13 protein-coding genes are annotated in these 14020 nt (G+C 37.3%); 6 read left to right on the top strand and 7 right to left on the bottom strand.

Going from position 1 to position 14020, the window contains the following annotated elements:
* Positions 1-169 precede the first annotated feature (169 nt).
* Both ilvD and ilvE read right to left on the bottom strand, forming a co-directional pair.
* Entirely contained in the window at positions 170-1837 is a 1668-nt protein-coding gene (ilvD, locus tag RZN25_07495; GenBank protein MEQ6376671.1) for a dihydroxy-acid dehydratase, read from the bottom strand.
* Positions 1838-1848: 11 nt separating this feature from the next.
* Positions 1849-2757 (bottom strand): branched-chain-amino-acid transaminase, encoded by a 909-nt coding sequence (gene ilvE / locus RZN25_07490; protein MEQ6376670.1) that lies wholly within the window; start codon positions 2755-2757, stop codon positions 1849-1851.
* A 501-nt stretch (positions 2758-3258) separates the two neighbouring features.
* Here ilvE and RZN25_07485 point away from each other — a divergent pair.
* Both RZN25_07485 and RZN25_07480 read left to right on the top strand, forming a co-directional pair.
* Positions 3259-3642, top strand: coding sequence for a metalloregulator ArsR/SmtB family transcription factor (locus RZN25_07485; GenBank protein MEQ6376669.1), 384 nt, complete (start codon positions 3259-3261; stop codon positions 3640-3642).
* Entirely contained in the window at positions 3626-5746 is a 2121-nt protein-coding gene (locus RZN25_07480; protein ID MEQ6376668.1) for a heavy metal translocating P-type ATPase, read from the top strand. The genes RZN25_07485 and RZN25_07480 overlap by 17 nt, the downstream gene beginning before the upstream one ends.
* 941 nt (positions 5747-6687) lie before the next feature.
* Here the strand turns inward: RZN25_07480 and RZN25_07475 are convergent.
* On the bottom strand, positions 6688-6942 hold the full coding sequence (locus RZN25_07475; protein ID MEQ6376667.1) for a DUF2164 domain-containing protein: 255 nt from the start codon (positions 6940-6942) through the stop codon (positions 6688-6690).
* A gap of 174 nt (positions 6943-7116) precedes the next feature.
* Here RZN25_07475 and RZN25_07470 point away from each other — a divergent pair, with 174 nt between their 5' ends.
* The 3 genes from RZN25_07470 (at position 7117) to RZN25_07460 (ending at position 9149) form a co-directional block, all read left to right on the top strand.
* Positions 7117-7695, top strand: a complete 579-nt coding sequence (locus tag RZN25_07470) for a DUF2935 domain-containing protein (protein MEQ6376666.1) — start codon at positions 7117-7119, stop codon at positions 7693-7695.
* A gap of 203 nt (positions 7696-7898) precedes the next feature.
* Positions 7899-8708: a hypothetical protein gene (locus RZN25_07465; protein MEQ6376665.1), complete on the top strand. Its 810-nt coding sequence runs from the start codon at positions 7899-7901 to the stop codon at positions 8706-8708.
* An 84-nt stretch (positions 8709-8792) separates the two neighbouring features.
* Positions 8793-9149, top strand: coding sequence for a YolD-like family protein (locus RZN25_07460; protein ID MEQ6376664.1), 357 nt, complete (start codon positions 8793-8795; stop codon positions 9147-9149).
* A 110-nt stretch (positions 9150-9259) separates the two neighbouring features.
* On the opposite strand, the gene RZN25_07455 is transcribed toward RZN25_07460, so the two are convergent.
* Genes RZN25_07455 through istA form a run of 3 tightly spaced genes read right to left on the bottom strand, consistent with a single transcriptional unit; the run spans position 9260 to position 11903 of the window.
* Positions 9260-9583 (bottom strand): hypothetical protein, encoded by a 324-nt coding sequence (locus RZN25_07455; protein MEQ6376663.1) that lies wholly within the window; start codon positions 9581-9583, stop codon positions 9260-9262.
* Entirely contained in the window at positions 9580-10350 is a 771-nt protein-coding gene (gene istB, locus RZN25_07450; GenBank protein ID MEQ6376662.1) for an IS21-like element helper ATPase IstB, read from the bottom strand. Before istB ends, RZN25_07455 begins: the two co-directional genes overlap by 4 nt.
* A complete protein-coding gene (istA, locus tag RZN25_07445; protein MEQ6376661.1) occupies positions 10347-11903 on the bottom strand; it encodes an IS21 family transposase in 1557 nt (518 codons plus the stop codon). Before istA ends, istB begins: the two co-directional genes overlap by 4 nt.
* 121 nt (positions 11904-12024) lie before the next feature.
* Between istA and RZN25_07440 the strand changes: the two genes are divergently transcribed.
* Complete coding sequence (locus RZN25_07440; protein MEQ6376660.1) at positions 12025-12219, top strand: hypothetical protein; 195 nt, start codon at positions 12025-12027, stop codon at positions 12217-12219.
* A 760-nt stretch (positions 12220-12979) separates the two neighbouring features.
* Here RZN25_07440 and RZN25_07435 read toward each other — a convergent pair.
* Positions 12980-13465, bottom strand: a complete 486-nt coding sequence (locus tag RZN25_07435; GenBank protein MEQ6376659.1) for a hypothetical protein — start codon at positions 13463-13465, stop codon at positions 12980-12982.
* Between the last annotated feature and the right edge of the window lie 555 nt (positions 13466-14020).

Raw genomic sequence — 14020 nt, 5'->3', positions numbered from 1 at the left:
GCGCAAACACCCGATTAAACCTACTTGGATAATCCTTTCAGTTTAATACTCAGGGACGATGTCAGAATAAGGTGTATTTCCGGGCTTCCAGCAACCCCGGCTCTCTGTGAATACATGAATCTTATTCCTTTATTCCCGTCTACGATTTTACATTATCGAATTGTTAGTTTTATATTTTCATAACTCCACCAGTATTGGCAGAAGTTACAAGTTTAGCATATTTCGCTAAATATCCTGATTTAATCTTTGCTTCTGGTTTTACCCAATTTTGCTTGCGCTTTTCTAACACCTCATCGTCCACAAGGAGTTCAATGGATCGGGTGTCTAGGTCTATTAAAATCGGATCCCCATTTTCTACAAATGCAATTGGTCCGCCTTCCGCGGCCTCTGGTGAGATATGCCCCACCGATATTCCTCTAGTAGCACCTGAGAAACGACCATCTGTTATAAGCGCTACTTCCTTTCCAAGACCTCTACCTGAGATGGAAGCTGTCGGCGCCAACATCTCTGGCATTCCTGGGCCACCTTTTGGTCCTTCATAACGAATGACCACTACATGCCCGGCTTCTACAGTTCCATCATCAATTCCTTTTTGAGCTTCATCCTGTGATTCAAAAACGATCGCTTCTCCCAAGAACTTCTTAATGGATGGATCTACGGCTCCTACCTTAATTACTCCACCATCCGGAGCTATATTTCCATGTAGTATAGATAATCCACCAACTTGGCTATACGGGTTTTCTATTGGACGAATCACATTTTCATTTAAAATCTTGGCATGCTGCACATTTTCGTAGAGCGATCTGCCTGTGACAGTAATCCGATCCTTTTGAAGCAATCCATCGATTCTGCATAATTGATTAATTATGGCACTGACTCCTCCAGCTAGATGAACGTCATGCATGGTGTAATCAGAAGCTGGGCTAATCTTTGCTAGATAAGGAGTCTTCTCAGCAATTTCATTTACACGACTTAAGTCGTATTCAATTCCGGCTTCATGAGCAATAGCAAGAGTATGGAGTACGGTATTGGTTGAACCTCCCATTGCCATGTCTAAAGCAAATGCATCATCAATTGTTTCCTTGGTTACAATATCTCTCGGTTTAATATCTTTTTTAATTAAATCCATTAAATGATGGGCTGCTTGGTAAATTAATTCGTGTCTCTCATCAGATGTAGCTAAAATAGTACCATTTCCAGGGACCGTTACTCCAAGCATCTCCATGAGAGAATTCATAGAGTTTGCGGTAAACATTCCTGAGCAGGATCCACAAGTTGGGCAAGCAAGAGTTTCTAACTGTGTCAGTTCAGCTTCTGTCATTTTTCCTGAATTTACTGCCCCTACTCCTTCAAACATGGAAACGAGAGATAAGTGGTCTCCTGTTGGAGAAACTCCACCTTCCATCGGTCCTCCTGAAACGAAAACCGCGGGAACATTGGTTCTCATCGCTGCCATCAACATCCCAGGTGTGATTTTGTCACAGTTAGGGATATAAAAAACTCCGTCAAACCAATGAGCGTTTATAACTGTTTCTGCACTATCTGCAATAATTTCTCTACTTGGAAGGGAATAGCGCATTCCAATATGCCCCATCGCAATCCCGTCATCTACGCCTATGGTATTAAATTCAAAGGGGATTCCTCCTGCTTCACGTATGGCATCTTTTACGACCTCCGCGAATTTGTTCAAATGCTTGTGACCTGGAATAATATCTATATAGGAATTACAAACACCAATGAAAGGCTTTTCTAGGTCACTCGTTTTGACCCCTGTTGCATGTAATAGACTTCGATGGGGGGCTCGATCCATCCCTTTTTTGATCATATCGCTTCGCATCGTGTACCTCCTTAACTTACTTCAGCACGTCTCTCTGATGTTGAATAACATTGAACTCCGTCCGTTGTTACAATTCTTCTGAATTCCTTAAGTAGGTGATTCGTAATGTCACCAGGCTTCCCATCTCCTATTTTTCTTCCATCCACCTCGACAACTGCAATGACTTCCGCTGCTGTTCCTGTTAAGAAAACCTCATCAGCTATATACACATCATGTCTTGTAAATGGAGTTTCTTTCATTTCATAGCCATGCTCTTTTGCTAAATCAATGATCGCGTTTCTCGTTATACCCTCTAATGCTCCGAGATAGACAGGTGGTGTGAGGATAGCTCCGTTTTTTACAATGAAAATATTATCAGCCGATCCTTCCGTCACATATCCTTGATCGTTGAGCATTAAGGCTTCATCCACTCCCGCTTGGTTAGCTTCGAGTTTTACTAGAATATTATTTAGATAGTTTAGGGATTTTACTTGGGGGCTTAATACATCGGGACGATTTCTCCGACTGGCAACAGAGCCAACCTTTAAGCCGCGTTCATATAGTTCTTTAGGGAAAAGAGCGAGAGCTTCCGCAATAACAATAACCTGCGCTCTAGCACAGCTAGATGGATCCAGCCCCAAATTGCCAATACCCCTTGAAACAACCACTCGAATATATGCTGTTTCCAGCTGGTTTTTCCGGATCGTTTCAACAATAACCTCTTCCATTTCCTTTTTCGTGTATGGAATCTGAAGCATAATTGACTGGGCTGACTGATATAACCGTTTTAGATGATCATCAAGTTTGAATATGTTACCGCTGTATGCACGAATACCTTCGAACACCCCATCCCCATATAAAAATCCATGATCATAAACGGATATGACAGCCTCTTCCTTTTTTACAAATTCGCCGCCTAAAAAGATCCACTGACTGCTCACTCTTATCCACTCCTCTCTATAAAAAATTAAGTTAGCAGTTTGACGCTGTGAAGCATTGAAGTTTTGGATTTAAAGAATGGACCTTGCTCATTTATCTTATTGACTAAATGGAGGCCTTTGACTGCCTTTCATCCAAACGAACTCTGAACAACAATTCAGTTTCTTCCTTATTTCCAATGCGTTTTTGCTAAACTTTTTAAATGTTTGATTGCGGATAATAATACATAGTTTTTTAAGCAAGGTCAATAGGTAAAATTAAAATTTTCTGATAGTTTACGCAAGTCAGATAAAAAGCGCTGAATCAACAGTTGTCGCACCAAGGTTTGTCAGATTTTATCACAGAAATGTAAATTTTTATAAAGCGCTTACATAAATCACACTTTTTGTCAACAAAAAAATGTTTGCCTTTTTTTTCTAATCCTCAAAAGATTGACATTCAAACAGTGATTTGAATATAATATAATCAAATGAACATTTGAATGATAGAAAGGAGCTTTCTTTATGCCATCCACTCCAAAGGATGTTTGCGAAGTTACTTGTATTCACGAAGATATTGTAGATCGAGTGAAGAAAGAATTGGAAACTAAAAAGCCAATATCGGTGACTAGTTTATTTAAAGCATTAGCAGATGAAAATCGACTCAGCATTGCCTATGCCTTGTCTATAGAAGATGAACTATGTGTATGTGATGTAGCCAATATTATTGGCGCGAGCACTGCCACAGCTTCTCACCATTTACGACATTTAAGAAAATTGGGTATAGCTAAATATCGTAAGGTTGGAAAACTTGTATACTACTCTTTAGATGATCAACATGTTCGAGATTTGATCCAATTAGCAATCACTCACCTTGAGGAGGTGACAAACCGTGAGCCAACCAACTAAAACGATTTATCGAGTGGAAGGTTTTACCTGAGCAAGCTGTGCTCAAAAGTTCGAAAAGAACGTCCAACACCTGGATGGTGTGGAAGATGCAGTTGTTAATTTTGGTGCAGCAAAGCTCACTGTATACGGAAAAACTTCCATTAAGGCCCTTGAAGAAGCTGGTTCTTTTGAAAATTTGAAACTTCGACCTGAAGGAGAACACCAAACCACTGTAGAAAAAAAAATTCCATTTTGGAAGAGATACCAAACTGTCATACTTTCCCTTTTGCTCATTGCTTTAGGTTATGGATTTTATTTTTCCCAAGGCGAGGAGTATCCCTTAACCAACGGGTTCTTTTTACTTGCTATCTTAATAGGGGGATATCGATTATTTAAAAAAGGATTTAAAAACCTGCTTAGGTTTGAATTCGATATGAACACTCTTATGACAATTGCCATAATTGGAGCCGCTCTGATTGGAGAATGGGCCGAGGGTGCCGTTGTAGTTGTTTTATTCGCCATCAGTGAAGCCCTAGAATCTTATTCCATGGATAAGGCTAGAGCCTCGATTCGTGATTTGATGGATATTGCCCCCAAAGAGGCTGTGGTGAAAAGAAACGGCAGAGAATTCTCAATTTCCGTTGAAGATATCTTAGTTGGTGACATCATGATTGTTAAACCAGGCCAAAAGCTACCCATGGATGGAGTTATCCAGTTAGGAGAATCCTCCCTAAATCAGGCTGCCATAACTGGTGAATCCATTCCTGTTACTAAAGGGGCTGGTGATGAAGTATTTGCAGGAACTTTAAACGAAGAAGGTTATCTCGAGATAGAAGTGACTAAAAAGGTGGAAGATACGACTCTTTCAAAAATTATTCATTTGGTAGAAGAAGCACAAGCAGAACGTGCCCCGTCTCAAGCCTTTGTGGATCGCTTCGCCAAATACTATACACCAGTCATTATTATAATTGCCTTTTTGGTAGGCATTGTTCCTCCATTATTTGGAGGGGATTGGAGTACTTGGATTTATCAAGGTCTGGCTGTCCTTGTTGTTGGCTGTCCTTGTGCCCTTGTTGTTTCGACACCCGTATCGATCGTGACTGCTATTGGAAACGCAGCGAAAAACGGGGTATTAATCAAAGGTGGAATTTATCTAGAAGAAGCTGGACGTCTGCAGTCTATTGCCTTTGATAAAACAGGTACTTTAACCAAAGGAATTCCTTCTGTTACGGATTATAAATTTTTGTCTAATAATAGTTCAGATGAAAGGCAGTATTGGCCTATTATCCATGCCTTAGAAGAAAAATCGCAGCATCCTTTAGCAAAGTCCTTTATAAGAAAAGCCAATGAATTATCGTCTGTCAAAGAGCAAGTAGACATTGAAAATTTCTCCTCTCTTACTGGAAAAGGGATTAAAGGAACTTTTAATGGTACCTCATATAGAATTGGTAATCCCGCTTTATTTGAACAGGAACTTCTATCAGAAGATATACAGAAACAAGTCCTCTTCTGGCAAAAAGAAGGGAAAACGGTCATGTTATTTGGTACAGAAACTGATATATTGGGACTTTTTGCCGTAAGAGATGAATTGCGCGAAGAAAGTCAAAAAGTGTTGAAGAGAATCCATGAATTAGGAATTAAGGAAACAATTATGCTAACCGGGGATAATCGTCTAACCGGAGAAGCTATTGGGAAAGCGGCAGGGGTTACGTCTGTAGAGGCTGATCTTCTCCCTCAGGATAAACTATCTTTTATTAAAAAATACAGAAAGCAATATGGTAGTGTTGCCATGGTAGGTGATGGAGTTAATGATGCTCCAGCTCTCGCCGCATCAACGGTTGGTATCGCAATGGGAGGTGCTGGTACAGATACGGCACTTGAAACAGCTGACATTGCGTTAATGGGAGATGATTTACAAAAACTACCATTTATGATCCAATTAAGCCGGAAAGCATTGCAAACTATCAAACAAAATATTACTTTTTCAATCGTCGTAAAAATCATTGCCTTATTACTAGTTATTCCTAATTGGTTGACCTTATGGATTGCGATATTTGCAGATATGGGTGCCACCTTACTCGTAACTTTGAATAGCTTACGATTGTTAAGAGTGAAGGATGAATAAGTGTGATTCGTCCCCTATGAAGGATAAATCTTCTGCCACTTTGGTAGGATTTATCCTTCATCTGCCTTATGAAGCATATATATCGCTCTGTTCTCAGGCGTTTTGGGCTTCATCTGCCTTATGAAGCACATATATCGCTCTGTTCTCAGGCGTTTTGGGCTTCATCCGCTTTATGAAGCATATATATCGCTCTGTTCTCAGGCGTTTTGGGCTTCATCTGCTTTATGAAGCATATATCTGCTTCTATTTTTGGGCGTTTTGGGCTTCATCCGCTTTATGAAGCATATATCTCACTCTGTTCTTAGGCGTTTTGGGCTTCATTCGCTTTATGAAGCATATATCTCGCTCTATTCTTGGGCGTTTTGGGCTTCATCCGCTTTATGAAGCATATATCTCGCTCTGTTCTCAGGCGTTTTGGGCTTCATCTGCCTTATGAAGCATATATCTCGCTCTATTCTTGGGCGTTTTGGGCTTCATCCGCTTTATGAAGCATATATCTCGCTCTGTTCTCAGGCGTTTTGGGCTTCATCTGCCTTATGAAGCATATATCTCGCTCTATTCTTGGGCGTTTTGGGCTTCATCCGCTTTATGAAGCATATATCTCGCTCTGTTCTCAGGCGTTTTGGGCTTCATCTGCCTTATGAAGCATATATCTCGCTCTATTCTTAGGCGTTTTGGGCTTCATCCGCTTTATGAAGCATATATATCGCTCTGTTCTCAGGCGTTTTGGGCTTCATCTGCTTTATGAAGCATATATCTGCTTCTATTTTTGGGCGTTTTGGGCTTCATCCGCTTTATGAAGCATATATCTCACTCTGTTCTTAGGCGTTTTGGGCTTCATCTGCCTTATGAAGCATATATCTCGCTCTATTCTTGGGCGTTTTGGGCTTCATCCGCCTTATGAAGCACATTTCTAAGTCTGCACACAACCGTTTTTGCATTTACCTCCTATACCCCAAGCTCGTCTGCTTCTCCAAACTCAAAATATCCTCATCCATATTCATTAGTTTTTGTTCGACCATTTCCTTAGCATCGCAGACTCCCTGGTTATAAAAATAGGGACCGATGATTTCAGAAAGATCTATATAGATTTGCTCCGCTCCGATCATACCTAACTCCTCACCTCGCTCCACTTCAAAATACTGTTGGATGGCAGAGACCATAGCCTCTTTTTGCTCCTTATTTACTCGTATCATGGAAAACATCCTCTCTTGACACTATTTTCTCTAGTATAATGGATGTGTGATAAAAGAAAAGCAAGATCAAAAAGGCACTAGTATGAAAAGAAAAATAAGGTAATGCCACTTCTCCCTCATATCCCATTAACACTGTGAATACAACGAAAATAGAAACCATAGGGAGGAATTGGATTGGCTAATTATTATGCGGAAGCAGCATTTGAGCATCGTTTTTGGCTTCAAATATTAGGAGATCATGCAAGGTTTATTAGGGATTCCCTTTACCCATCAGAATCAGCGGACATCAAAATTACTAAAAGCTACATAACCTTATTTGATTCCTTGCTTGAACAAGCCCGACAGCCAGAAGGTGAGCACATTATTCAACTAACCCATCAAGCCCAAAACCACGCCCTCACTTTTCGCAAATATAAACTTTCCATTATCGAAAGACATCTCCAAGGAAATATTAAGATTCACCTTACTCCATCTTTTTTAAATCATATGGTCAATGAATTAGAGGAATATTTGCTTGTTCTCGGATATTTATCCAATCAACAAATCCCACCTATATTTCATGAATTACATCACCATATGCTGTGGCTTATGGATGCATCAGGCCATGCCGGGGCTATCCATGATGAGATGGATGTTACGGAAAGAGGGATAAGAGATAAAAGTAAAACATTTGTGAAACATTTTGACGACCTTTATTTAAAAGCAGTCGAATTAACAGGTTTTTTGCGATCAAATGTAAGCAAATTATGGTGATTCAAACAGATAGTAAAGGAGGTATATTTAGAATATCTCGTTCTAAGTTACGAAAAGCCTTAACTTACGTGTATTTTAAACGTACTGTTATTAGGAAAGACTTAGAGCCTTATTCTTCTTTTACCTCAGCATTACTAGGGATATGTCAAAACATATTCCAAAAAATTTCAAAGGTATTCCATCTTAAGAATGGTCTGTTTCGATTGAGTTTAAAAGGCATTCGATTTTTTGCTTCAGGCCTTGAACGAGATCCGGCATTATTGAAGTGTTTACACCAGCTAAATGGTCACTTTGTTTTGTTTAATTACTTTCAATTACATTCTTCTAAATGGCTAGAATATCTAGAAGAATATGATATGTATGCGATCATTGATAGTGGAGCATTTAGTATGTATCAAAGAAAGCAGAAATCCAATAAACAACCATATCAACAAATGAATTTGTTGCCAAATGATGAGATGGAACAATTAACGCTAGAGGGTTATGCTGCTTTCATTAATCAACATAAGCATAATAAACGAATACTTGGCTTTTTCCCTTTAGATGTTATTGGTGAACCATTAAAAACAAAGGAAAATTATCTCAAGTTAAAACAGCTAACAAACGGTAAAATTTATCCAGTTTGGCAAGTAACGGATTCTTTAGAAAGTTTGGAGGAACTGATAAAAGAAGAATATGAGATGATTGGAGTGGGGGGGATTGTTCCTTTTTTGGCCAAAAGACAAGATAAGGTAGAGAAGATCTTAAAAAGATTGTTTTCAACGTTTCCTGATGTTAATTTTCACTTTTTAGGTGGAGCAAACGAATTACTAGTAAAATATAATTGGTTTTCTAGTGATTCAACAGCCTTTTTAAATGCAAGAAAATCCACGAAACAACGAAAAGTGTATTTAGAAAATGGCTATCGTGTAAAGGCACCTGAACATATGTCAACAGAGGAGATTATTAAAAACAATCTACAATTTCTGTTATCCTTAGAATGTTATAAACCGCTCCAATTATCACTGATTTAAGATACAAAAACCGTAATTCAAAATGTTACGGTTTTTGTATCTTGTTGCTCACGAACATACTTTCGAGATATACTGTAGGTAAATATAAGAGAGAGGTGTAAATGTTGCTTAACGATAGAGGAACTAAGAAGTGGAATATGGCTTATTTCATTCCAGAACATAAAGAAAGAGTTCGACAGATTTTTTAAAGAGGAAGAGGCAATCTCTAAACCCATATTAGACGAGCAAAAAGAAGAAGAACTGAATTTATTACTAGTAGAAGCCATGAAACATCATCGAACGATAGAACTTACTATCTATAAAAATGGAGAATTGAAGACTCTTGAAGGTAAAATTCTATATTATGAACCTACTACACAACAATTTAAGTTAAGTCTCGACCAGGAATACGACATTTATTATTTAGATCTAGGTATGGTTGTGGATGCTATTATTCTCTAACGGAGGAGAGCTGTAACCGTCAAGTAGTTTTGAACAGTTTTTGCTCATTAATTTTGAACACTTTCTGCTTTTTATTTCCCCCATCCAATGGATGGGGGAATGCCTACTTATTAAAATGGAAGTATACCTAATTGATCCTCAAGCTTTTCTTTGTCTCTAGTGAGCTTTGACACTTGAGCTTTGAGGTCCTCTATCTCTACTAAAAGCCTTTTAATTTTAGTCTTATCATCAATTCCTATTTCATAGGATGTGCCTTCCCATTGATAACTGTGGAGAAAGTCGTAGATTGCTTCATCTTCAATTTTGTAATCAGACTTCAATGCTTTCCCTTTAATTAACCCACTGTCTATCCATTGTTTAACTCTTTTCTGATCACATTTAATTCCATAAGAATGTAGAAGAGAAGTAGCCTCGATTAACGTTAATATAATCATATATTTGTTATCCTTTCTTGTTCAAAAATAGTAGTTCGGTGTTTCATGCGATAGCTAGGATCATCAAAGTTTATAACCTCTACCCGATGAAGCAGACGGTCTAAAATGGCCGTTGTAATACCTTGATCTCCAAGGAGATCACCCCATTCATCTGGTCCCTTATTTGATGTGAGAATGACAGAACTTTTATCATATAATTCATTAATTAAATGAAAGAAAAGGTTGGCTTCTTTCGAATCCATCGCCATATACATCATGTCATCAATAATGACTAAATCCGATTCTGTTAATCTCTTATACAATGTCTGAGATTTCCTTGAGAATTCTTTTGTTTTTAATAAATGAACAAGTTCTCCCATTGCTATAAACATGACTTGATAACCCTTTTGTATGGCTTCCATTCCAAGCCCTATGGCAATATGTGTTTTTCCTACTCCAGGTGGTCCCAATAGAATAATATTAAACTGCTGCTCTAACCAAAGGAGCTCTCTCAGTTGCTTGAATTGTTTCTGGCTTATAGAACGCTGTTCAGCCAAATTAAATTCGTCTAATGTTTTCTGAATCGGGAATCTTGCCCATTTTAATAACTTAGCCATCAGCTTTTCTTCTCGACATGCTTGTTCATACGAAAGAATTTCATATATTAGCTCATGATAGGTCCACTGATGAGACTCGGCTTTTCTTAGTAAGTCAGGTAATTCTTTGGCTGTTTCTGCTAACCGTAAGGATCGGCATTGGTCCTGTAATTGCGTCATTGGATGGGTCATGCTGATTTCCCTCCATTCATGATCGCAATATATGAACCTACATCTCTTGTAGTTGCTGTGATGTGAGAATAGTTAGTTTCTTGATGGTTAGTTAATTCTTTGCTCAGCTTCTCATGTTTTTCTGTTTGTTTTAATGCATACAATAAATCCCTTAGATCGTTTGCGCTTCTTAGCTGAAGTTTCATAGCCTCCCGTAAGGCCTGATTTATCCATTTAGGTTCGTTAAGGATTAAATTCGAAAGAATAGATAGTTGATCTCCTCTATGTCTTGGATATTTCTCTTTTAAAATAGTAAAAAACAAATCAATTTGATCTTTATCTTCAAAGGCTTTCCGGAGCTCTTGTTCCCAAGTATCTAGTTTCGTAGATTTCTTTCTTTTATGTGCTGGATCTTGGATCAGTGCACCTTTATCATTATGAATTTGATGATTAGCTATAACTTCTCCATCTGGAGATAGGCGAATCAATAACCGTTGTTCTTCTGTAACCTCTAGATAAGCTCGATTACTATATTTACGACGATACGTTCCCGTTGGGACCGTGTAGCGGTTTGACTGAAACTTCACCACATTGTCCTTTTGGATGTTTCTTGTTATACTGTTGCTATAGGAATTCTCGAAAGAGAATTGAGAAGAGACTGTTTTTAAGTGTTGCTTTTCCAGGGCGTGCACTTCAAATGGTCTCTTTTTTGTTGTAGGGTGAATTTTGAAATTTCCGGTCCTTTTTAACCAGGCAAGACACATATCATTCCATACATCAATGGACGAGAAAACACGATTCTTACTAAAGTTTGCTTTTACATATTTAACCACGTTTTCTATTTTTCCTTTTGTTTCTGGGTCACTCTTTCTACATAAATAGATTCCGAATTTTCTCATCTGTTGATAGGACTGAAACTCTTTTGTAAGTACGATATCACCTGCATTTTCACTTACTGCTATTAAATGATCTTGGTCGTATACAATCTCTTCCGGCATTCCACCAAAATATTCAAATGCAGCTTCGTGACACTGAATAACATCTCGAGTAGTAAATGGCCGATCTCTCCATTCAACATATTTATATCTAGAATGAGCTAATACAAATCCTATAAACCACAGCTTTTGTGATGTACCGTTCGCTGTTTTAACATTTGTTTCTCCAAAATCAACTTGTACTTGTTTACCCATCGGAAGTTCTTCTACAGCCTGGTATGACCGCATAGTAATTCTTTTTGGGATACAATATTGTTCTCTTAAATTCCTTACGTATCTTCTCACTGTACTCTCACCAATGTTTAAATCGTTATACCTCTCTTTTAGCCAATCATAGACTTGAGCACTAGATAAGTCTGGATGTTCATGAAGCCAGCTTAAAAGTAAATCCTGATAGGAATCTAATTTCTTCCCCCTATTCCCAAGTGTAAGAATCCACTCTTCAAATTCTTCTGGTGACTGTTCCAGCACATTGTATACCTTATTCCTACTGATACCTAACTTTTTAGCGATAGTAGCTACTTTAAATCCTTTCTGATTTAGTTGATGAATTTGTAAATACTGCATCCACTTGTTCACTCCTATGTCCTCCTCAACCTACAATGAATCTATTATACCGAAGGTATGAGGATTGATTAATAACTGTTCAATCTTATTGAGCAAAAAGTGTTCAATTTATTTTAGCGTTCACAAGAGCATTGTGAAAAAGCTAACAGATGCCCAAGAAAAGGCATTTCGACACGCTAAACATGAACTAGAGCTTGAGGGGTTTACTTTCAATAAAGAGGATGAAGAAATGATCAAAAAGGTCATGACTGGTGAAATGACGAGAGATGAAATGATTCAAAAAACTATTTCAAACAGCCAAAAAAAATCTCTGCCACCTAAGCAGTAGAGATTCCTCTTTCTTGTCGTGCGTGGGAAACGACACAAAAGAAAGAGATTCTAGCTATCACAGAGTAGGGGTTATTCCCTTCTCCTACCATCAAGGTTATTATAGAACATAAAGGGAAGGGGAGTAATCTAATCCAAATACTAATTAAAAAGGTGTGTTTAGAATGAGTAATTTGAATAATTTTGAAGTAAAACAGTTTGTATTATCAGAATTTGCCTAAAAGGAAAGACAGTTGTGTTAATAGATACTGAAAATGAATATAAACAATTATGCGAAAGCTTAAACGGAGTTTATATTATCGACAAGGGTGAATTACAAGATACAGAAAATAATTTGGTTGTAATAAATAAGGCATTATAAGAACTCCTTCAACCTTGATAAAATTATTAGAAGAAGGGTTTTAAATCCATTCTTCGACTGATAAATTAGGCAAAAAATAATCCACCCGCCTTTGTCAGTTCTGGACTAGCGGTGGATTATTTTCGATATGTCCCACAGCAACCGTTTAGCTGCGGATATACTATCAGAAAGTCGAAGCAAGCCCCACTTCGACTTTCTTAATATATGATTATTTACATATATTATAAGTCTTTCCAGTTTAATTTCAAACTCCTTGATAATGAAAACATCAAGGAATTGGAGTTTACGTATAGAAGGAATTAAATCTAGAATTGGGTAAAAAAGCGATAACCAAAATCTCAAAAACTATCAATACATGGTAGTAGTTCAAAAGAAGTGGAATATGTTAAAAATACTTATTTTATGGTGCTGATTGATAGACTAATCCTTCAGTATTTGAATAACCCTTTATATCAACAGGATTCTCAAAATAATCTTTAACGAAAAATAGTTTAATACCATTATTTTTCTCAATGTAATTAATTTTACTTTTTCGTTCTATTTTAATTTCATCGATTTTTTTTGAATTATAAACTCCCCAAAGAATTTTGTACCGTTCATGATAAATGAAAGATAATATCTCCGGTTTCTGTAAATTTCCTAATAATTGAAGGTCATCTTTGTTCAAAAAATATATATATGTGTTACTATTAACGTCATCAATAAAAAGGATTTCACTATTGGCTGAAATTTTTTTAACTATTAAGGACTCATCTTTAAATTCAGTTTCACCATATTTATCCTTAAGTTGAGATAAATAATCTGGTTTATTTACAAAGCTGTTATAAGCAACAAAAATGAACAAAACAATGAACAAGGATATTACAACATAATGTTTTATTAACATATAAAACCCTCCCTCTTATAGTTATTATGAAATAATAATTAGTTTTACTGCATCAATGGGGGAATTTGTAATTCCCCCATTTTATTTATATATTAGAATTGTAAGTTAGCATAGTCCTCAGACTTAATTTGATGTCCTTGGTTCTCCCAACCAAAACCAGCTGAGTTTTCACCTACTGAAATGGAATTAATATAAGTTTCATCCCATGTGTGAGTATATTCTGTTTCAAATGAAACTATTGTATTTGATGGCTCACCATATGTGAAACTAAAGTAGATATTTCCTGCTACAAAATCGGTATTAAATGCCCAATAACAGTCTAATGGCTGATCACCGCATCTTGTTCCTATTGTATCTTGAAATTCCCATGAATATCCATGATTATATCTATTACCTGAAGGGTCTAATGATGAAGTTGAAGAGTCACCATCACTCCATCTTGTGTAAAGTGCATCACTGTAAACCGCTATTCTCTCACTTACTTGTACAAGTATTCCATCATTTTGACCTACATCTCCACTGGATCTAGGTCAATATTTTGGACACAAAAAAGTT

Source organism: Bacillaceae bacterium S4-13-56 (assembly GCA_040191315.1).
Classification (GTDB): Bacteria; Bacillota; Bacilli; order Bacillales; family JAWJLM01; genus JAWJLM01.
Note: the sequence above shows the minus strand (reverse complement) of the source record. Positions and strands in the feature narration are given on the sequence as shown.